Raw genomic sequence first — 19,698 nt, 5'->3', positions numbered from 1 at the left:
GGGGAGCCGTGCGGGAGCCCGAGTTCAAGATCGTCGACCCGCGAAGACGGTTCCTGCTGTGGTTCGTGCCGCCGTTGGCGGTGTTCGTGACCGGGCTGGTGGTGCTGCTCGTCTCCGGGCACATCACCGGCCCGTTCCGGTCTGTGACGGTCGTGCGGGCGCTCTTCGCCTCCAAGCGCGACTTCTTCCAGGACGAGCAGGTCAAGCGCATCCTGATGGCGCGGGGCTACCAGGTGCACGTGACGCCCGCCGGGTCGCGTGACCTGGCGAACAAGCCCGACCTCGACTCGTACCACTTCGTCTTCCCGTCCGGGCACGTGGCGAACGAGCACGTGAAGTCCCGGCGCGCGGGCAAGCACGTGGTGCCGTACCGGCCCTTCTTCACACCGGTGGTGCTCGCGACGTTCCGCGAGTACGCCGAGGCGCTCGTCAAGGCCGGTGCGGCGACGCCGCACGACGGCGGTGACAAGCCGTACTACTACACCCTCAACGTGAACAGGTTCTCGGAGCTGAAGGACCAGCGCTGGAACGAGATCGACCCGCGCCTGACCAACGGCAACCGGGTCATCGCGCAGTCTCCTGACCCCTGCAAGGCCTACTCCGGCGCGACGCTCGTCGGGTTCTTCGCCACCGCCCTCGGTGACGGGCCACCGCAGACCGTCGAAGCCGCGGAGGAACTGGCTCGCAGGGTCAAGCCGCACGTGGACGCGCAGGGGCAGGCCGGCGAGGACATGGCGCCGAAGTACTTCGTGCCGGAAGGCCGCACGCACGCCGTGATCGCGGTGATCTACGAACACCAGTACATCGCCTACCAGTTGCGGCAACCGGCCTTCGACACCGAACGCGTGCTGCTCTACCCGACCAAGCAGCACCAGAGCACGCCCGAGCTGATCTCGTTCACGCCCGAGGGCGACCGCATCGGCGAACTGATGATGAGCGACCCGGACCTGCGCCGCCGCGCCGTCGAACTGGGCTTCCACTCGCTCGGCTGGAACGGCGAGACCGACGCCGACTTCAGCGGCTACATCGCCGGCCGAGGACTCCCGGAACCACCTGCGGGGGAAATGGGCAGGGTGGAACTGCCCAAGGCCGAGCTGTTCGAGCGCATGCTCGACGTCGTCGGTGACTGCACATGAGGCTGCTGCTCGCGGTCCTGCTCCTGCTGACCGCGTGCACGCCGAGCCCGCCCTCGGTTCGGCTGAAGGTGCTGGCGAGCACGGAGCTCGCCGACCTCGGTCCCGTGCTCGCGGAGCTGAAGAAGGCCACCGGCGTGGAGCTCGCGGTGGAGCACCGCGGCACGGTCGAGGCCGGCAGGTCGCTCGACGGGTTCGACCTGGCCTGGTTGTCCACCACCAGGTTCCTGCGGTTGCGCGGTACCGAACCGGAGCTGGCGGCGAGCATCATGACGTCCCCCGTGGTGCTCGGCGTGCGGCCGGGCAAGCGCGCCGTGCTGGGGGAGCGGCCGACGTGGGCCGACGTCGCGGACCGCGCCGCGCTGGGCCAGTTCCGCTACGGCATGGCCGATCCGCGCGTCTCCGGTGGCGGGATGGCCGCGTTGATCGGCGTGGCCACGGCGGCCGCGGGCACCGGTGCGCCGCTGCGGCCGGAGGACGTGAGCTGTGACCGCCTCCAGGGGTTCCTGAGCGGGCGCGCGTTCGACGTTCCCGACGCGGCGGGGGAGTTCGTCCGGAGGTCCGATGTGGACGGACTGGTCGCGCACGAGTCGGAACTGCTGTCGCTCAACGCCTCCGGGAAGCTGAGCGAACCGCTGGAGATCGTCTACCCCCGCGACGGCATCGTGCTGTCCGACTACCCGCTGATGCTCGTGAACCCCGACCAGCGCGCCGCCTACGACCGGGTGGTGGAGTGGCTGCGGTCGCCCGCCGCGCAGCAGATGATCGCCGACCGCACCTGGCGCCGTCCCGTCGAGTCGTCCGTGCGGCGCGACGAGAAGCTGCGCGCCGACCTCGGCACCGCGTTGTACTTCCCGGACAGCTCCGAGGTGATCGACCGCCTGCTGCTGTTCCACGACCGCGCGGGCGACGGACGTCAGGTGGTCTTCGTGCTGGACTGGTCGACATCGATGCGCGGCGCCAGGATGGCCGGGCTGCGCGAGGCCTTCGCGTCGTTGAACGGCTTCGACCGCTTCTACGTCGGCGAGACCGTGACGATCGTGCGGTTCGCGGGCGAGGTGCTGGAAGAACGCTCGATCACCGTGCGCGGCAAGGAGGACCTCGACGCGCTGCTGGCCGTCGTGGCGTCCGACGACCTGCGCGACAACACGGCGATCTGGGGCGCGCTGGACCGGGCGTTGCAGCTGGCCCGCGGCGACACGGCCGTGGTCCTGATGACCGACGGCGAGAACAACGCGGGACCGTCGCTGGACGAGTTCCTGCGGGTGGGGCGCGGCGAGGTGCCCGTGTACCCGATCAGGTTCGGCGAGGCCTCCACGGCCGAGCTGGACCGCGTGGCCCAGGCGAGCGGTGGCCGCCTGGTCGAGGCCGGCGCGAAGTCGTTGCTGGAAGCGGTGAGGGAGATCCGTGGCTGTCGATAGAGCCCTCTGGTGGTCGGTCTCGTGGGGCTGGATCCTGCTCTGGGTCGCCACGCTGATCGCGTTGGTCGCCGTGATCGCCCTTGTCTGGCAACGACTGCGGCGGCGGTCGGCGGAACCCGAGGTCCCGGGCATCCTGTTCTACGTGCACGGCCAGCGCATGATCAACCTCTGCAAGGTGGGCCGCTACGACGACGCCGTCACCCGCCAGTTCGTCAAGCAGATCACCGTCACCAAGAACGGCAAGCTGCAGGTGGGTCCTAGCGAGTTCGGCATCGGCGTCGACGGCTCGGTCGTCGAGCAGAACACCGACACCTACGAGAAACCGGCCACCGAGATCGACGTCATCGGCGTCGTGCTCGCAGGCCTGCGGGCGGCCCACGGCGTGGTCGACGTCGACCTGACCGCCCAGACCATGCGTGCCGACGAGGCGTGGCACCGCAGCAAGGCCAAGCGCCTCAACGACGTCCGCGAGTACGTCTCGCTGCACGGCCGCTTCGAGGTGGGCGACGGCGACGACCCCGCCGTGCTGCACGCCCCCGCCGGCGACGGCCGCGTCCGCGTCGAGTGCGACCGGGCGAGCCTGCGCGACACGCTGCCGCCCGGTCAGTTCAACGCCCGCTGCCTCGGCCGGGTCCAGTCCTGGAACGCCGCCACCGGCGAGATCGTCGTGCTGCCCGTCGTCGTATTCCAGTAGACGCGTGGGGGACGATCAGCACGTGATCGCGTTGGACGAGGTGCTGGTCGTGGACGTGGAGTCGACGTGCTGGGAGGGCACGCCGCCTGCCGGCGAGGTCTCGGAGATCATCGAGATCGGCGTCTGCCCGGTCGAGGTGGCCTCCGGGAAGCGCGGCGAGCGGCGTTCCGTGCTGGTGCGCCCGTCCCGTTCGCGTGTCAGCCCGTTCTGCACCCGGCTGACCACGCTGACCGCCGACCAGGTCGCCGAGGGTGTGTCGTTCGCCGAGGCGTGTGCGTTGCTGCGCAAGGAGTACCGCTCGGACCGGCGCGTGTGGGCGTCCTACGGCGACTACGACCGCAAGATGTTCGAACGGCAGTGCGCCGACTTCGGCGTCCGCTACCCGTTCGGGCCGCGGCACCTGAACGTCAAGACGCTCTTCGCGTTGACGCACGCCCTCCCGCGTGAGGTCGGCATGGCCGAGGCGGTGCGGATTACCGGGCGGAAGATCGACGGCACGCACCACCGCGGCCACGACGACGCCCACAACATCGCCGGCCTGCTGGTCACCCTGCTCAGAAGGTGATCACGTCGGCGGTGTCCGGGTTCGCCTTCCCCGCGAGCACCGCCTGCCACACGTCGACGAGCTCCTCCGGGCCGTTGTGCCGCACGACGGCGACCCAGTCGCCCGCCTGGGCGGTGAACCCCCGCCAGGCCGTGCCGAAGCGCTCGGCGAGGCCGTCCGCGCCCCAGTCCGCGGTGCGCTTGCGCAGCTGGTCCGGTGCGAAGAAGAACTCCGAGCGCTGGTCCTGCGACGGCGCCTTGTGCGTGAGCCCGATCGAGATGTCCTTCCTCAGGTCGTCGCCCAGCCGGTCGTGCAGGGCCGAACGGACCTCGGCCGAGCCGCTGAAGTCCAGGTACACCGACGGTTCGACGTCCACCGGGGCACCGTAGGGGAGCACGGTGTCGTAGAGGCCGAGGCCCTCGGTGAACTCCACGTTGCGCGGCGAGGTGAGACCCACGACCCGCACGCCGGCGTCCTTCAGGCACTGGGCCGTGCCGAACGCCGTCTTGCTCGACGCCGAGGAGATCACGACAGTGCGCGCGCCGTGGAACGCGTTGTCCACCAGCTGGTCGGCCAGCAGGAACGACGTCAGGAACAGCGGCCGGTACAGCACCTGCAGATCTTCGAGCGACGCGTCGTAGGCGGGGTCCCGCGAGGTCACCAGGTAGCTGTTGTAGACGGCGGGCAGGTCGGCGCGGTGGTCGGCGGTGTCGACGAAACCGGACGAGGTGAGTTTCGCCCGCACCACGACGTGGCTCGCCATCGGCAGGTAGCCGTAGACGCGGGTGCCGGGCGGCAGCGCGTCCACTGTGGACTCGACGACGTCGGCGAAGCCCCAGACCGGGACGACGCCCTGGTCCGGGCCGCCCGCCGGGAAGAAGCGCCAGTAGCCGATGACGTCGCCGATCACGCCGTACGTGACGTTGTTGGCGGTGAGGCCGACGCGGCTGACCCGCAGCAGCACCTCGCAGTCCGACAGGTCGGACGCGGCGGGCAGTTCGTCGTGCAGCACTTCGGTTTTGGTGAGGTCGCCGCGGTCGGCGACGACGGTCCAGCGACTGATCATTGCCTGGGTTCTCCTCGGTCGGGAGGTACGCTCCGGTCGTGACCGTGCCTGAAAGACTGATCGACGCCGCCACCCGCCTGTTCGCGGACAAGGGGTACGAACGCGTCGCCGTGCAGGAGATCGTCGAGCACGCCGGTGTCACCAAAGGCGCTATGTACCACTACTTCGGGTCCAAGGACGACCTGCTGCACGAGATCTACGGGCGGCTGCTGCGCTTGCAGACCGAGCACCTGGAGAAGATCGCGGAGAGCAGGGGGCCGATCACCGAGCGGCTCCGCGAGGCCGCCGTCGACGTGATCGTCACGAGCATCGACGACTTCGACGCCGCCAGGGTGTTCTTCCGGTCGATGAACCACCTCTCTGCCGAGAAGCAGAAGGAGGTCCGGGCGGAACGGCGGCGCTACCACGAGAAGTTCCGCGGCCTCGTCGAGGAGGGGCAGGCGGACGGGACGTTCCGCGCCGACGTGCCCGCCGACGTCGCCACGTACTACTTCTTCGGCTCGCTGCACCAGCTCGGCACCTGGTACCGCCCGGACGGGGACATCCCGCCCGAGCGGCTGGCCGGGCACTACGCGGACCTGCTGATCCACAGCCTCAAGCCCTGATCAGGGCACGATCACGCTGACGATCTCGGCGACGCACGCGGGCTTCTCGCTGCCCTCGATCTCGATGACGACCTTGGTCACGAGCTGCTTGCCGAGCGCGATGTCGGTGACGTCGAGCAGCTCCACCCCGCCGCGCACGCGGGCGCCGACCAGCACCGGCTGCGGGAAGCGGACCTTGTTGCTGCCGTAGTTCACGCCCATCTTGATGTTCTTGACGGTGTAGACGTCCCGCACCAGGTACGGCACCAGCGACAACGTCAGGTAGCCGTGCGCGACCGGGCCGCCGAACGGGCCCTTCGCGGCCTTCTCGACGTCGATGTGGATCCACTGGTGGTCGAGCGTCGCGTCGGCGAACAGGTTGACCTGCTCCTGCGTGATCTCGTGCCACTCGCCGAACCCGAGGTGCTGGCCCTTCGCGGCGACGAGCTCGTCGATGTTCTCGAAAGCGCGCATCGTCAGTCCTTCGGTCCGCCGGCGACGTAGATGACCTGGCCGGACACGAACCCGGCACCCTCGCTGACGAGGAACGACGCGGTGTGCGCGATGTCCTCCGGCTGGCCGACGCGCGCGACCGGGATCGCCTGCGCCGCACCGTTCACGAGGTCCTCGAACGAGATCTTCATGCGCTCGGCGGTCGCCTTCGTCATCTCGGTGGCGATGAAACCGGGCGCGATCGCGTTGACCGTGACGCCGAACTTGCCGAGCTCGATCGCGAGGGTCTTCGTGAAGCCCTGCATGCCGGCCTTGGCGGCGGAGTAGTTGGCCTGGCCGCGGTTGCCGAGCGCGGACGTGCTCGACAGGTTGACGATGCGGCCGAAGCCTTCCTTGGTCTGGAACGCCTGCACGGCCTTGCTCATCAGGAACGCGCCGCGCAGGTGCACGTTCATGACCGTGTCCCAGTCCGCGGCCGTCATCTTGAACAGCAGGTTGTCGCGCAGCACGCCGGCGTTGTTGACCAGCACGGTCGGCGCGCCGAGGTCCTCGGCGACCTTCGCGACCGCGGCGTTGACCTGCTCCTCGTCGGCGACGTCGACCTTGAGGCCGATGGCCCGCCCACCACTCGCGACGATCTTCTCGGCGCCCTCGAGCACACCCTGTTCGTCGAGGTCGAGCAACGCGACGGCCAGGCCGTCCGCGGCGAGACGCTGCGCGACCGCGGCGCCGATGCCACGAGCCGCGCCGGTGACGATCGCAACCCTGTCGGCCACGGGTCCTCCTTCAGTGTGTCTGGTGGGCTAAGCAAGCGCTTAGTAACGTACCTATCAGTCAGCTTGACGTCCAGGCCTGTGCGGACGACCATACCGACTGGTCGGAATGTGGCAATACGAGGAGGCAGACGCCCGTGGAACTCACCGGCAAGGTCGCGCTCATCACCGGCGGCTCCAACGGCATCGGCGCCGCGTCCGCCCGGCGGCTGGCATCGCTCGGCGCCCACGTCGTGATCGCGGACGTGGACGCTGACCAGGGCAAAGCCGTCGCCGACGAGATCGGCGGCGTCTTCGTGCGCTGCGACGTCACCGTTGCCTCGGACTCCGCGGAGGCCGTCGCCCTGGCCGTGAGCACGTACGGCGGGCTCGACATCGCGTTCCTGAACGCCGGCATCGGCACCGGCCGCTCGCTGGGCGACGACTTCGACGCCGAGCTCTACCGCCGCGCGATGGCGATCAACGTCGACGGCGTCGTCTACGGCGCGCACCACGCGTTGCCGGAACTGCGCAAGCGCGGTGGCCAGATCATCGCCACGGCGTCGATGGCGGGCCTGATGCCCACGCCGGGAGACCCGGTCTACGGCGCGAACAAGGCCGCGGTCGTCGGCCTGGTGCGCGCGCTCGGCGGCGCCTACCAGGACATCCGCGTGAACGCCCTGTGCCCCGCGTTCGCCGACACCAACATCATCGTCCCGCTGCGGTCGGCCCTCGACGAGATCGGCATGCCGATCCTGCCGGTGTCCGTGGTCGTCGACGCGTTCATGTCCATTGTGGAGGGTTCCGGCACCGGCGAGGCGTGGTTCGTCCAGTCCGGCCGCCCGGCGGAGCCGTTCACCTTCCGCAACCCACCTGGGCCTCGTGCGGCTGACGGCTCGCGCGTCGCGGCCGCCCAGAAGGACCCCATTTCGCTCGCCCTCAAGGAGAACTGACCGTGCGTGCCATCCAGATCACCGAGTTCGGCGGCCCCGAGGTGCTCCAGCAGGTGGAGCTGCCCGACCCGGTGGCCGGTGAGGGCGAGGTGCTGATCACCGTCTCGCGCGCCGGCCTCAACTACGCGGACACGCACCAGGCCGAGAACTCCTACCTGGCCCGGATGGAACTGCCGCTGGTCCCCGGCGGCGAGGTCGTCGGCCTGACCGCCGACGGTCGCCGGGTCGTCGCGTTGACCAAGAACTCCGGCGGGTACGCGGAGAAGGCTGTCGCGCCGGCGCTGACCACGTTCGACGTTCCCGACGGCGTGGACGACCTGACCGCGTTGTCGTTGATCGTCCAGGGCGCCACCGCCTGGTTGTTGCTGCGGAAGTCGACTCACATGGAGCCCGGTGAGTCGGTCGTCGTGCACGCCGCCGCCGGTGGTGTGGGGACGATCGCCGTTCAGCTGGCCAAGCTGTGGGGGGCTGGGCGGGTCATCGCCACCGCCTCTTCCGAGGAGAAGCGCCAGTTGGCGCTGGACCTCGGGGCCGATGTCGCCATCGACTCCCGTGCCGCCGACATGACCGCCGCCTTGAAGGAGGCCAACGGCGGGCGGCGGGTCGACGTCGTGCTGGACATGACCGGGGGTGCCGTCACCGACCAGTCGTTGGTGGCGCTGGCTCCGTTCGGGCGGCTTGCGTTTTACGGCATGGCGTCGCGGGAGAGGCCGAAGCCGGTCGACCTCGGCGCGCTGCTGGTGCACTCCACGGCCGTTGCGGGGATGTGGCTGCCGCACGCCCTGAAGGTTCGGGACGCGGAGCACGGGACCTTGGCGCATCGGGCGATGGCTGAGTTGTTCGCGCTGGTGGTGGACGGGAAGTTGAAGGCTGTTCCTGGTGGGGAGTACGGGATGGGGGAGATCCGTGCTGCGCACGAGGACCTCCGGTCTCGCCGGACAGCCGGGAAACTGCTGCTCGACCCGTCCCGCTAGAAGATTCGTCTGGGTTGCCTGGGTTTGTCGGGTGGCCGGGGTTGCGTTGGCGGGTTCGCCTTGCGTGCTTCCCCTGGGGCTCTGCCCCAGACCCCGGCAATCTGATCAGGGGGTAGCGCTGCCTGCAGGCTGATGGCACGCCTGGTGCTTAGAGCGGCTGCCTGTTGCTTTGGTGGTTGCGTTGGCGGTGGGGTCCCATCACAAGCCGCACCAAGAGCGGGCCACATCTGGAGGGTGAGGTCAAATCGACGAAGAGCGTGTCGATTTGACCTCACCCTCCAGATGTAGCAAGGGCTGTGGCGCGACTCGTGATGGGACCCCACCGCCGGGACCGCTCGCTCAGGAAGGCTGAAGGACGGCTCGCCTTCGGCATCGCGTTGGGTTGGGTGTGACCAGCGCCTTGCGCTCCCGCCCAGCCCCGCGCCGCCCAGTCCAGCCCAGCGCCGCGCCGCCCAGTCCAGCCCAGCGCCGCGCAGCCCCGCGCCGCGCAGCCCCGCCCCGCCCCGCCCCGCGCCTGCTCGGCCTGTCCGCGCCTGCGCTCCGGCCCGCCCGGCTCTGCCCGGCCCGCCTCGCTCCGCGCCATCCCGGCCTCGTTCCACCACCCATGGCCCGCCGCGTGCCACCCTTCCCCGCCTGCGTGCCCACACCCTCGGCCCATACTCCTGGCCCCGCGCCCCACCTCTCCCGCCCTCGCCTGCGGCCCCACCCCTCATGCCCTCGCCTGCGGCCTTGCCTCTCGCCCCACCCCTCATGCCCTCGCCCGCGGCCTTGCCTCTCGCCCCATCCCTCCCGCCCTCGCCCGCGGCCTCGCCCCGCGCCTCCCCCCGGACATGCGACAGGGCGGCCCGCGTCATCGCGGGCCGCCCTGTCTGCGTGGTGCGGCTTACTCCGAGAGCTCTGCCAGCTGGGCCTTCACCTTGGCCAGCTCGGCCTCCAGCTCCTCCATGCGGGTGCGGTGCTGGTCGCGCGCCGCCTCGAGCACCGACTCGATGCCCTCGGCGATGTCCTCGTGCAGCTCCTTGGCCGCCTTGGAGACGGCGATGGCCGGGATGACCAGGCCCGACACGACGCGCTGCGTGCCGTGGACCAGGTCCGCCTGCCACTCGCCCTCCGCGGAGGCGGTCACCGTGAGCGTGAGCTCGACGGTGCGCGTCTTCTTCGCCGTGCTCTTCGGGCGGCCGGCCTTCGGCTTCTCGGCGGCCTTGGGTGCCTCGGGCTTCGGAGCCTCGGTGGCCTCGACGGGCTTCGTCGGGGCCGCAGACGCCTCAGCGGCCGCCGGAGTCTCCTCCACGACGGTCTCCTCGACTGCCTTCACCTCGGTGAGCGTGTCCGACACGATCAGGTTTCCTCTCTGCGCAACGACGTGACCCCGCGCACAGCATAGAACACGTGTTCGATCAGCCGTGAATGGGGTCAGCGCAGAGCCTAGTCAGTACGGCGGGAGCTGCACGCGCCACTGCCGTTCCACGTCGAGCACGCCCGGAACGGACTGCAGCGCCGGGATCGCCTTGACCTCGGCGGTGCCGGTGACGACGCCCAGCGCCTCCAGGACCGTGTCCACGACCAGGCCCGCCTCCCGCAGGTCGTCGAGCACCCGCGGGAGGCTGCCTTCGGTCACGGTGACCATCACCTGGTTCACCGGAGCGGTCATGGCGCCTGGACGAGCCCGGCGCCGATGTCGGTGGACGGCAGGGGCAGGCGCAGCGCCGTGCCGACGAGGCGTGCCCACAGCTCGTAGCCGCGCGCGCCGGTCTTCTCGGCGATCAGCACGGCGACGCCCGCCACGTGCGGGGTGGCCATGGACGTGCCGCGCAGCCTGCGGTACTTGTCCGGCAGCTTGAACGACGAGTACACGTCCACACCCGGCGCGCACACGTCGATCTGGCCGATCTTGTCCGCCGAGCCCGAGGAGAACGACGCGATCGCGCGGTTCACGTCGATCGCGGCCACGGCGATGATGCTCGGGCACCGCGCGGGGTGGCCGACTGGCGCGATCCGGCCGGGACGCGCCGAGGCGTTGCCGGACGCCGCGATGATCAGCGTGCCCTTGGCCAGCGCGCGCTGCGCCACGGTCTCGTAGATCTGCGAGTACGGCGTGCCCGCGGGGACGTCCGCGCCGAGCGACATCGAGATGATCGCGCAGCCGTTCGAGACGGCCCAGTCGATGCCCGCGAGGATGCCGCCGTCGGAGCCGGAGCCCGCGTTCGACAGCACCTTGCCCGCGAAGATCTCCGCCTCGTAGGCGACGCCGTAACCGGGCAGCGTGGCGGGCTTGCGCGGGCCCGCGGACGTGCCGACGCAGTGCGTGCCGTGCCCGTGGCCGTCCTGCACGTCCTCGCCGTTGATGAACGACTGCGTGGTGATCGTGCGGCCCGCGAAGTCCGGGTGGTTCTTCTCCCAGCCGGTGTCCAGGACCGCGATCTTGACGCCCTTGCCGGTGGCGGTGCTGACGTCCGCGCCGACCGCCTGCAACCCCCAGGTCAGCACCGACTCGTCGGCCGCGGCGGCCACGTCCTCCTCGGCCGGCGCGGCGTCGTCGTCCTGGAACGCGTGCACGACGCGTTCCGGCTCCACGATCTGCACCGGTCCGGGACGGTCGGCCGCGCTGTTCAGCTCGGCCAGCAGGTTCGGGTCGGCGGACACGACCGCGACCCCGAGCTCCGGGAAGACCTGCACGGTCTCCGCGTCCAGATCACCGCTGTCGAGGTCGAACCCGGCGATCGTGCCGAGCTCGGCCAGCCCCTCTTCGACGGCGTCTTCCTGCAGCAGCACCAGGAACCGGCCGGTGGTCTCCACTTCTACGGGTTCGGTCATGACGTTTCGCCCCTACTCTCCGTCTAGCTCTCACTAGAGAGTCGTCACTTCGGGGCACTTGTTTCAGGCCATTTGCCGTCTGCGCTGAAAGAATTCACCGATTGGCTCAACGTACTTGGCCGCGATGGGCCCGAGGATCGCCATCAACAGCACGTAGGCGGTGGCCAGCGCGGCCAGGTCGCCGTTCACCTGCCCGGACGCCACGGCCAGGCCGGCGATGACGATGGAGAACTCGCCGCGCGCCACCAGCGCCGCGCCCGCACGCATGCGGCCCATCTTCCCGATGCCCTGCCGCCGTGCCGCCCACCAGCCGGTGCAGACCTTCGTCGCCGTCGTCACGACCGCCAGCGCGACCGCGATGCCGAGGACGGGTGGGATCGTCGTCGGATCGGTGTTCAGGCCGAACACGACGAAGAACATCGCCGCGAACAGGTCCCGCAACGGCTCCAGCAGGCGCGTCGCGTTCTCGGCCGTCGACCCGGAGATCGCGATGCCGAGCAGGAACGCGCCGACCGCCGCCGACACCTGCAGCTGCGACGCGATGCCCGCCACGAGCAACGCCGAGCCGAGCAGCTTGAGCAGGAACACCTCGTGGTCCGGACTGTCCACGATGGCCGAGATGAACCGGCCGTACTTCAACGCCACCACCAGAACGACGGTGATCGCGAGCAACGAGATGCCGACGGACGTGAGCCCGCCGAGGAACGTCACACCGGCCAGCACGGCCGTCAGCACCGGCAGGTAGACGGCCATCGCGAGGTCCTCGAACACGAGCACCGACAGCACGACGGGCGTCTCCCGGTTGCCTAACCGGCCCAGGTCGCCGAGCACCTTCGCGACGATGCCGGACGACGAGATGTACGTGACGCCCGCCATCGCGAGCGCGCCGACCGTGCCCCAGCCGAGCATCAGGGCCACGACCGCGCCCGGCGCCGCGTTCAGCACCAGGTCGAGCACACCCGCCATCCACGACTTCTTCAGGCCGGTGGTGAGCTCGGAGGCCGAGTACTCGAGGCCGAGCAGCAGGAGGAGCAGCACGACGCCGATCTCACTGGCGAGGTGCGTGAACTCCTCGATGCCGTGCAACGGCACCAGCCCGCCGTCGCCGAACGCGAGCCCGCCGACCAGGTAGAGCGGGATCGGGGAGATTCCGGCACGTCTGGCAACACGACCCAGCAGACCGAGGCCGAAGAACACCGCGCCGAGCTGGATCATGGCGATTGTCGTCTCGTGCACTGTGCTTAACCGCCGTGGAGGATCTCAGCGGCGGCGTCGAGGCCCTCCGCGGTACCGACGACGACCGCGAGGTCACCGTTTTCGAAGAGGAAGTCGGGGCCGGGCGACGGATGCGCGTTGCCCGCGCGCACGACGGCCACGATGGACACACTGGTCCTGGTGCGCAGAGCGGTCTCACCGAGCGTGCGGTTCGCGAACGCGGTGACCGGCAGCTGCCGCGTCGTGATGCCCGCGATGTCGCGGGTCTCCTCGCGCAGGTGCGCGACGAGCTGCGGCGCGCCCAGCAGGCCCGCCAGCGTGCTCGCCTCTTCGGGTGACAGCGGTATCGACGCCGAACACGAGTCCGGGTCGTTGGCCTTCGAGACGATGAGCTCGAACTTGCCGTCGCGGTAGGTGATCACGCCGACACGTCGTCCGGCGCGGATCATGAAGTCCTGGCGCGTCCCGATGCCCGGCAGGGGCGTGATCTCCACGTTCACACAGATCATGATACGGGGATGTCATCGCGAGTACGCCCCGTGCGTCACGGCTGGGTGGTGCGCGAGCGCGTGCCAGGACCGGACGTCGACGAGTTCGCCGAACCCGGCCAGGTGATCGGGGCGCTCGCCAGAGCCCCGCACGGCACGTTGCTGGCCGTCCAGCACCCCCACCGCACCCCCGCCGCGCTGGCCGCGGGCACCGGCCTCCTGGACGCGCTACCTGCCGCCCGCACCGAGCTCGCGGCGTTGATCCGCCGCGCGTATCGCGAGGTCAGCGACGTCGTCGCGCCGTACCGGGTGGACGGGCCGGACGGCACGGCGTGCGGCCTGCTGTGCCTGGTCGACCCGGACGGCATCGAGCACACCGAGGACGTCTACCCGGACGTCGTCGCCGAACGCGCCCAGGTGCTCACGTCGCTCGGCATCGCCACCAGCGCCGCCATGCTGATCCCGATCACGCCGCACGACGGGCTGACCGACCTGGTGCTCGGCATGACCGAGGAGCCCGCGGTCTCGCTCGTCGACTCGGGCGGGCGGCGGCACTGGGTGTGGCTGGTCGGGCCCGGTGACCTGCAGGAACGGCTCGTGCAGGAAGCCGGCGCGCACCCGTTGCTGGTGGCGGACGGCAACCACCGGGTCGCGGCCGCGCGCGAGGCGGGGCTCGCCGGGCTGCTGGCGCTCGTCACGTCCGGGCCCGGCCTGCGGGTCGGGCCGATCCACCGTGCGGTCGCGGGCACCGGGTTCACGGCATCCGACCTGGTGGCGGCCTGGGAACGGGTCGGGCTGACGGTGGCGGAGCTGCCGTACGTCGTCGACCCGGAACCGGGCGTGGTCGTGGTGCGCTGCCCCGACGCGGTGCTGCGGGTCGAACTGCCCGCAGGACGGGGAATCGACCACGCCGTGGTGGAGTCGGTGCTGCTCGGCGAGGCGCTGGGGCTCGACCCCGAGAGCCCGTGCGTGCGGCCCGTGGTGGACCCCGCCGTCGAGGCCGAGGCGGTGCTGCTGATCGCGCCCGTGCCGTTGGGGGAGGTGCTGTCGGGCCGCAAGATGCCGCGCAAGAGCACCTACTTCACGCCGAAGCCGCGCAGCGGGCTGCTGCTGGCCGACCTGGCACCGTAGAGGCGTTTCGGGGCCGACCGGCACTGGCGGGCCCTGGGCGCGGAGGCGTTTCCTGGCGCTCCCGAGCCTGTTGAGGCACCCGCGATGGAACCGAGACCAGGCCTGCTGGACGTGCGCCGCGACGGTGCGGTGCTGACGCTCGCCGGCGAGGTCGACCTGAGCACCACCGACCTGCTGCGGTCCGAGCTCGCCCTGGCCTGCGCCTCGGGTACCGGTTCCGGTGACGTGGTGATCGACTTCGCCGGGCTGACGTTCATCGGCTCCAGCGGCATGCGCGTGCTGATCGAGACGGCGGAGTCGCTGGGGGAGCGGCGGCTCGTGCTGGTCGGCGGCGGGTGGGCGGTCTACGTCGTGAACCTGCTCGGCCTCACGGCCCGGTTCCCGAACATCGTTGTGGAGCAATGACCTGTCCACTGAGGACGCTGCTACTGTCGGTGACATGGCGGTGCGAGCGATCAGGGGAGCCACGCAGATCGACGCGGACTCGCGGGACCTGCTGCTGGAGGCGACGGCCGAGCTGGTGCGGGAGGTGTTGTCCTGCAACGCGTTGACGTCCGACGACCTGATCAGCGTGGTGCTCACCGCGACACCCGACCTGGTGTCCGAGTTCCCCGCCTACGCCGCGCGCCTGGCTGGTCTCTCGGACGTGCCGCTGCTGTCCGCTACGGAGATCGCGGTGCCCGGCTCGATGCCGCGGGTGATCCGGTTGCTGGCGCACGTGGAGACGGACCTGCCGCGGTCGTCGGTCAAGCACGTCTACCTGCGCGGGGCGGCGGCGCTGCGGACCGACCTCAACCACTGAACGCGCGGCTGATGGCGTCCACGTGCCGGTGGTCGGTGCCGCAGCAGCCGCCCAGCACGGTCAGCCGAGGCAGCTTCGTTCTCAGTGCGCGGTAGTCGTTCGCGAGCTCTTCGGGATCGCCGCGGTCGAGCACCTCGGCCTCGTCGAGCTCGGCGTGGCTGAGCTTGGACGCGTTGGCCCGCAGCCCCCGGATCCGTTGCGCCCACGGGGCTTCCGGGTCGAGGGCGGGCGCGATGTGCGTGGGATGCGCGCAGTTGACCATGTAGTAGGCCGCGTGGCCGTCGGTGTCCTCGTCGACCTGCCGGATCGCGTGCGCGAGCGTTTCTCCTGACGGCAGCAGGCCGTCCGTCTCGACGGTGAACGAGATGACGACCTCCGCGTTCACCTCGCGGGCGGCGTCGACGATCCCGGTGGCCTCCGGCGTGTTCGTCAGCGTCATGGCCGTGACGAGGTCGGCGGGGGTGTCCGCGAGCGTCCTGATCTGCGGCGCGTGGTAGTCCCTCGCCTCGCTCCGGCTCATGATCGTCTCGGGTCGGTAGGCGTCCCCGCGCGGCCCGACGCACCCGCTGATGACGACGGGGATCGCGAACCGCTGCCGCACGTCGAGCAGCAGGTCGACCGCCTTGCGGTTGGCGTCGGCGAGGCGCTGCGCGTCGTACCCGAGCCGCGCACCCCAGTCACTGCTCGCGCGCCACGTGGCGGTCTCGAGGACGATGCCCACGCCGTCCCGTTCGGCGATGCCCGCGTACCGCTCGTAGTAGCGGGTCAGCGCCGCGTGCCCGTCGGGGTCGTCGAGCAGCGGGAACGCCGCGAAGTCGGGCAGGTCGATGCCGTCGTCGAAGATCAGCGTGGTCTCGGCGCCGCCGTCGGTGAGGAAGAGCGCTTCGTGGAGCTGGGGCAGCTGCGTCATCGTGGGTGCCTCCAGGCCGGAGGGCCCAGTGTGCGTCCGTTCTGGCTGTTCCGCCCGCTAAACTGGGATGGTCACCGGGGGGTGATCGCGTGTTCGAGCCGTACCTGGCCGGCTACCGCTACTTCGTGCTGTTCCGCGAGGACAGTTCCATGGAGAACGTGGACGAGGCGAAAGGGCTCCACCGCTCCCTCGGGGCCTCGCACGAGGAGAAGTACGAGGGCCACGGCGTGTGGAGGCGGACCTACGACCTGGCGGACGCCCGCGACCACGACGCCCGTTACGACTACCGCGAGTCGTTGCCGGGCGAGGTCGAGCTGCTGATGCGGCGGACCGACGCCGAGCAGCCCGAGCCGGCGTCGCCGCACGTGGAAGAGCCCGGCGTCCGCGCGTTGCTGGAAGCACGTCGCCGCGCCCAGCCGCAGAACGGTCATCACTACTTCGCGGAGTTCAGCGACCTCGCCCACGTCGAGGACCTGGCTCGCGCACACGCCCTGGTCCGATGCCCCGCCGACGGCCGCGGGCAGTGGGAGGCCTACGTGCACAAGGGCGTGTGGACGCGGGGCAAGGCACCGTCGCAGAGCAGGTCGCTGCCGATCGGCGGCGAGGACGTCTCCCGCCTGGTGCGGGCCAGGGAGGCCGCGCACACCAGGTACTTCGAGATCTGGGACCGGCGGCCGGACAGCCACGAGCTCGTCCGTCACACGGCCTCGTCCGACGAGGTCTCCGACGACCTGACCTGGCGCACCGCCGACGTGCTCGGGCACCTGCGACCGAGCTGGCAGGTCCAGGAGCACAGCGAGAACGGGTTCGTCTTCGTGCGGGCGCTCACGACGTCGATGGCCAGAGGGCGTGCGTTCGCCGACAGCACCGGCCACTACTTCGCGGTCTTCCCCGACCAGCACGACATCTACGACCTCGACAAGGTCCTCTTCGTGGTGCGGCGCCACTACAACCCGTACTACGGCCGCTACGAGGGATCGACGTACGACCGGTGGACGCCGGCGGGCTGGCAACCGACCGAGCCGCCCATCAGCCGGGGCTTCGGCCTGCTGCCGATCTCCGACCAGGAGTTCGCCCGCCTGACGGCGCCCCGCCCGTAGCCGGGGCGCCGACCCGCGTCAGGCGCTGAAGTCCTTGCCGGGCAACCACCCGTTGGGGATGTCCGTCACGCGCCACGAAGGCACCCCGATGCGCACGGCCCGAATCGGCGTGGCCAGGAACGGCCCGGCCTCGGGAACCTTCGCCACCAGGTGCTGCCGCACGACCTCGTCCTCGGCACCGTCGACCACCACGGCGGTCCCGCGGGCCTGCAGGAACGGCTCCATCGGCGACCCGGTCGACACCACGACCGCCACCTCGGGGTTCTCCTTGATGGCCTTGAGCGTGCGGCCGCGCTCCTCCAGCACGAGCACGAGCGAGTGCGCCCCGTCCTCGGCGAAGTACACGCCGCTCACCCACGAGCCGTCCGAGCCCGCCGTGGCGAGGAACATCGACTTGTGCGCGGCCAACGTGCGGTGCAGCAACGCCTCGACGTCGCTGCGCTGTTCAGTGGTGGTCACTGGAGACCTTTCGACTAAGCGGTTCATGCGCACACGAGATCGGCCGCGCACCTGCCCGCCTTTCGCCGATTCAGCCGATCGATACCTTCCTGGACTCATCGCTGAAGTACTGCTGCAAGCGCTGGTGCCGGAACTCGTAGGCCGCACCGACCTGGCGCAGCACGCCGCGTTCGTGCGCTTCCTCCAGGAAGTCCATGAGGTGCCAGGGAAGCTTGCCGCACAACGCGAACCAGATCCGCGCAACGGTGAAGTCGATCCATCCGCCCAACGTCGGCCACAGGCTCACCAACATGAAGGCCACGCCGACTCCGACCACTGCCGAGTGCCCCGTGAACTTGCCGTCCAGCCAGTCTGCGGCGGGCAACGTCACGACCACGGTCAGCCAGGCCGATGCGGTGACGAAGATCGTGGCCGTGCGGTCACCTGCCAGGCTGTTGCGGGGGTCGACCGGCGCATTGACGGAAATCTTGATCATCAAGAAACCGCTGACCGTGCCGATGCCAAGAACCGAACCCACCAGGATCAGGGCGGTCATCTCGTGGCTGCCGGGCGACAGCAAATCCCCTAGCGTTACAGCGACGATTCCGGCGATCGCACCGATCAGCAGGTTGCTGATCAACGATGACCAGGAGAAGGCGATGTAACTGGGGAGCGAGACGTCGCCCGCGTGCAGGAGCAGGACGCGCATCAGGCCTACGGCTGCTCCGACGACTGCTCCTGCCATTGCGCCAGCGGTGAGCACCACGCACCAAACGGCGGCGGGGGTGGACTGGACAAGTGCGGTGCCAGAACCGCCGTAGACCAAGATCGATACGCCGAAGAAGAAGCCGGCGAGTGCTCCCCTGCTCGCGGGGATGACCATGCGCGAGGCTGGCAACAAGAGGAACAGTCGCCACCACGCGAGGTTTCTCGCATCGGGCTTCACAGCGAGCCTGCGCGCGAGGAACGCCAACCACTCCCGGGGTTTCTCCGGCGATGGGTAGAGCGCTGGCAGGTAGGCCTCGAGCAGGTGGTGTTCGACAGCGGACGAGGTCGGCAGCGCCAGCAGGTCGGCCGGATCGGTCGCGTGCGGTGTGAACGCCGTCTTCGCGAGGTACACCGCGAGGGGCGTGGACAGTGCTCGCGCGAGCACGCCGTCCGGCTCGTTGCTCAGCGTGCTGACGACCGGCCGCCACCGCTGGTCGCCCGTGACCGTCCCTGCCTCCAGATACCTGGACGCTTCTCTCCTGTCGACGGGCTTCAACTCGACCACTGCCGCGCGCCCGATCGGCGCGCCGGTTTCGCGGACGACCTTCTCGTAATCGTCGGCCCGGCAGGTGAGCATCATCGGCTTGTTCCTACCGACGACTCGCGCGATGCCTCGCAGAGCGTCGGCCTTCAGCGCGACCTCGTCCAGCGCGTCGAGCACGGGCAGGACCAGCCCTCGGTCGATCAGGTCTCTTGCGATTTCCGGCCCGTACTCACCGCGGTCGCGGAACACCGGATGGTCCACTCCCATTCTCTGCACCATCCACGCGTCCAGTTCCTGGGCTGCCGGATCCCACGATGCCAGCGAGAACACCATGGGCACCAGATCACCGGGCTCGCGTCGGGTGAGCAGGCGCAGTGCAAGCAGGATCGCCGCGCTCGTCTTGCCGGAGCCCGGCTCGCCCAGCAGCACGAGCTGCTGGCCGGGCAACGCGTGCAGCGCGTCGGCCAGGTCGCCCACGCCACCCCGCAGCTTCAGGCGCAGGGGCCGTCCCGCGACGGCATCCGGACCGATGACCTCCGCGGCGCTGGGCGCGACCGGGCGCCGGGTCGAGACCCAGCGCACGTCCAGGGGGTCCTGGCGGGTGAGGCCGCGCGACCCCGCCTCGCGTTCCCACTGCCGGGCGACGAGCAGCGCCAGGTCCTCCAGCGCCCGCGCGGAGTCGCGGGCCGCGCCGGAAGCGTTCGCACGCAGGCCCTGCACGCCGAACACCACGGCCGCGACCAGCCCGGCGATCGTGAGCGGTGGGCCCATGATGCTCGCGAGCTTGTCGCCCGTCTCCATGACCTCGTCCGAGCCGGAAGCCCAGAAGACGAGGCCGAACAGGAACACCACGAACGCCACGATGGCGAGCCGCCACCTGCCGAAGTTCACCGCGACATGATTCCGGATGATCGGCACCGATCCCGCCGCAGACCGTCCCGGTGCCGGTGTGAGCGTCCGCACCAGGCACAATG

At 70.2% G+C, this 19,698-nt stretch carries 22 protein-coding genes; 11 read left to right on the top strand and 11 right to left on the bottom strand.

What is annotated here, in order from left to right:
* The first annotated feature begins 8 nt into the window (after nucleotides 1-8).
* The 4 genes from ACQEU1_RS14790 to ACQEU1_RS14775 are packed head-to-tail and all read left to right on the top strand — an operon-like array spanning nucleotide 9 to nucleotide 3,813.
* Nucleotides 9-1,136 (top strand): hypothetical protein, encoded by a 1,128-nt coding sequence (locus ACQEU1_RS14790; RefSeq protein WP_433200932.1) that lies wholly within the window; start codon nucleotides 9-11, stop codon nucleotides 1,134-1,136.
* On the top strand, nucleotides 1,133-2,554 hold the full coding sequence (locus ACQEU1_RS14785; protein ID WP_433200929.1) for a substrate-binding domain-containing protein: 1,422 nt from the start codon (nucleotides 1,133-1,135) through the stop codon (nucleotides 2,552-2,554). The genes ACQEU1_RS14790 and ACQEU1_RS14785 overlap by 4 nt, the downstream gene beginning before the upstream one ends.
* Complete coding sequence (locus ACQEU1_RS14780; protein WP_433200926.1) at nucleotides 2,541-3,248, top strand: hypothetical protein; 708 nt, start codon at nucleotides 2,541-2,543, stop codon at nucleotides 3,246-3,248. Before ACQEU1_RS14785 ends, ACQEU1_RS14780 begins: the two co-directional genes overlap by 14 nt.
* A 4-nt stretch (nucleotides 3,249-3,252) precedes the next feature.
* Nucleotides 3,253-3,813 (top strand): exonuclease domain-containing protein, encoded by a 561-nt coding sequence (locus ACQEU1_RS14775; RefSeq protein WP_433200923.1) that lies wholly within the window; start codon nucleotides 3,253-3,255, stop codon nucleotides 3,811-3,813.
* Here ACQEU1_RS14775 and ACQEU1_RS14770 read toward each other — a convergent pair.
* Nucleotides 3,803-4,858, bottom strand: a complete 1,056-nt coding sequence (locus tag ACQEU1_RS14770; protein ID WP_433200920.1) for a DUF2855 family protein — start codon at nucleotides 4,856-4,858, stop codon at nucleotides 3,803-3,805. The genes ACQEU1_RS14775 and ACQEU1_RS14770 overlap by 11 nt on opposite strands.
* Nucleotides 4,859-4,896: 38 nt before the next feature.
* Between ACQEU1_RS14770 and ACQEU1_RS14765 the strand changes: the two genes are divergently transcribed.
* Nucleotides 4,897-5,463: a TetR/AcrR family transcriptional regulator gene (locus tag ACQEU1_RS14765; RefSeq protein ID WP_433200917.1), complete on the top strand. Its 567-nt coding sequence runs from the start codon at nucleotides 4,897-4,899 to the stop codon at nucleotides 5,461-5,463.
* Here ACQEU1_RS14765 and ACQEU1_RS14760 read toward each other — a convergent pair whose 3' ends face one another.
* Together ACQEU1_RS14760 and ACQEU1_RS14755 are read right to left on the bottom strand one after the other, a co-directional pair.
* The gene (locus tag ACQEU1_RS14760; RefSeq protein ID WP_177230067.1) at nucleotides 5,464-5,916 is read right to left on the bottom strand and encodes a MaoC family dehydratase; all 453 of its coding nucleotides are present in this window, start codon (nucleotides 5,914-5,916) and stop codon (nucleotides 5,464-5,466) included. It abuts the gene before it with no gap.
* A gap of 2 nt (nucleotides 5,917-5,918) precedes the next feature.
* Nucleotides 5,919-6,671, bottom strand: coding sequence for an SDR family oxidoreductase (locus ACQEU1_RS14755; protein ID WP_433200913.1), 753 nt, complete (start codon nucleotides 6,669-6,671; stop codon nucleotides 5,919-5,921).
* Between the two features lie 134 nt (nucleotides 6,672-6,805).
* On the opposite strand from ACQEU1_RS14755, the gene ACQEU1_RS14750 reads away from it, so the two are divergent.
* Nucleotides 6,806-7,600: an SDR family NAD(P)-dependent oxidoreductase gene (locus ACQEU1_RS14750; protein ID WP_433200910.1), complete on the top strand. Its 795-nt coding sequence runs from the start codon at nucleotides 6,806-6,808 to the stop codon at nucleotides 7,598-7,600.
* 2 nt (nucleotides 7,601-7,602) lie between these two features.
* Complete coding sequence (locus tag ACQEU1_RS14745; protein ID WP_433200907.1) at nucleotides 7,603-8,574, top strand: quinone oxidoreductase family protein; 972 nt, start codon at nucleotides 7,603-7,605, stop codon at nucleotides 8,572-8,574.
* An 883-nt stretch (nucleotides 8,575-9,457) separates the two neighbouring features.
* On the opposite strand, the gene ACQEU1_RS14740 is transcribed toward ACQEU1_RS14745, so the two are convergent.
* From ACQEU1_RS14740 to ACQEU1_RS14720, 5 genes are all read right to left on the bottom strand, one after another.
* A complete protein-coding gene (locus tag ACQEU1_RS14740) occupies nucleotides 9,458-9,910 on the bottom strand; it encodes a DUF6319 family protein (RefSeq protein WP_433200904.1) in 453 nt (150 codons plus the stop codon).
* Nucleotides 9,911-10,003: 93 nt separating this feature from the next.
* Complete coding sequence (locus ACQEU1_RS14735; protein ID WP_433200901.1) at nucleotides 10,004-10,225, bottom strand: hypothetical protein; 222 nt, start codon at nucleotides 10,223-10,225, stop codon at nucleotides 10,004-10,006.
* Nucleotides 10,222-11,388: a S8 family peptidase gene (locus ACQEU1_RS14730; protein WP_433200898.1), complete on the bottom strand. Its 1,167-nt coding sequence runs from the start codon at nucleotides 11,386-11,388 to the stop codon at nucleotides 10,222-10,224. The genes ACQEU1_RS14735 and ACQEU1_RS14730 overlap by 4 nt, the downstream gene beginning before the upstream one ends.
* A gap of 63 nt (nucleotides 11,389-11,451) precedes the next feature.
* The gene (locus ACQEU1_RS14725) at nucleotides 11,452-12,603 is read right to left on the bottom strand and encodes a cation:proton antiporter (RefSeq protein WP_433211500.1); all 1,152 of its coding nucleotides are present in this window, start codon (nucleotides 12,601-12,603) and stop codon (nucleotides 11,452-11,454) included.
* 26 nt (nucleotides 12,604-12,629) lie between these two features.
* Complete coding sequence (locus ACQEU1_RS14720) at nucleotides 12,630-13,103, bottom strand: cation:proton antiporter regulatory subunit (protein WP_285647335.1); 474 nt, start codon at nucleotides 13,101-13,103, stop codon at nucleotides 12,630-12,632.
* 18 nt (nucleotides 13,104-13,121) lie between these two features.
* On the opposite strand from ACQEU1_RS14720, the gene ACQEU1_RS14715 reads away from it, so the two are divergent.
* The 3 genes from ACQEU1_RS14715 to aroH all read left to right on the top strand — a co-directional run bounded on the left by ACQEU1_RS14715 (nucleotide 13,122) and on the right by aroH (nucleotide 15,024).
* Nucleotides 13,122-14,222: a DUF1015 family protein gene (locus tag ACQEU1_RS14715; RefSeq protein ID WP_433200895.1), complete on the top strand. Its 1,101-nt coding sequence runs from the start codon at nucleotides 13,122-13,124 to the stop codon at nucleotides 14,220-14,222.
* Nucleotides 14,223-14,306: 84 nt separating this feature from the next.
* Nucleotides 14,307-14,627: an STAS domain-containing protein gene (locus ACQEU1_RS14710; protein WP_433200892.1), complete on the top strand. Its 321-nt coding sequence runs from the start codon at nucleotides 14,307-14,309 to the stop codon at nucleotides 14,625-14,627.
* A gap of 34 nt (nucleotides 14,628-14,661) precedes the next feature.
* On the top strand, nucleotides 14,662-15,024 hold the full coding sequence (aroH, locus tag ACQEU1_RS14705) for a chorismate mutase (protein WP_433200889.1): 363 nt from the start codon (nucleotides 14,662-14,664) through the stop codon (nucleotides 15,022-15,024).
* Here aroH and ACQEU1_RS14700 read toward each other — a convergent pair.
* Nucleotides 15,014-15,934 (bottom strand): homocysteine S-methyltransferase family protein, encoded by a 921-nt coding sequence (locus ACQEU1_RS14700; RefSeq protein ID WP_433200886.1) that lies wholly within the window; start codon nucleotides 15,932-15,934, stop codon nucleotides 15,014-15,016. The two genes, aroH and ACQEU1_RS14700, sit on opposite strands and share 11 nt — an antisense overlap.
* Nucleotides 15,935-16,023: 89 nt before the next feature.
* On the opposite strand from ACQEU1_RS14700, the gene ACQEU1_RS14695 reads away from it, so the two are divergent.
* A complete protein-coding gene (locus tag ACQEU1_RS14695; RefSeq protein ID WP_433200883.1) occupies nucleotides 16,024-17,034 on the top strand; it encodes a hypothetical protein in 1,011 nt (336 codons plus the stop codon).
* 18 nt (nucleotides 17,035-17,052) lie between these two features.
* Here the strand turns inward: ACQEU1_RS14695 and ACQEU1_RS14690 are convergent, their stop codons facing one another.
* On the bottom strand, nucleotides 17,053-17,493 hold the full coding sequence (locus ACQEU1_RS14690) for a pyridoxamine 5'-phosphate oxidase family protein (protein WP_433200880.1): 441 nt from the start codon (nucleotides 17,491-17,493) through the stop codon (nucleotides 17,053-17,055).
* A gap of 70 nt (nucleotides 17,494-17,563) precedes the next feature.
* Nucleotides 17,564-19,585, bottom strand: a complete 2,022-nt coding sequence (locus tag ACQEU1_RS14685; protein ID WP_433200877.1) for a hypothetical protein — start codon at nucleotides 19,583-19,585, stop codon at nucleotides 17,564-17,566.
* Nucleotides 19,586-19,698 lie beyond the last annotated feature (113 nt).

The sequence above is a fragment of the Lentzea sp. CA-135723 genome (assembly GCF_050936595.1).
Classification (GTDB): Bacteria; Actinomycetota; Actinomycetes; order Mycobacteriales; family Pseudonocardiaceae; genus Lentzea.
Note: the sequence above shows the minus strand (reverse complement) of the source record. Positions and strands in the feature narration are given on the sequence as shown.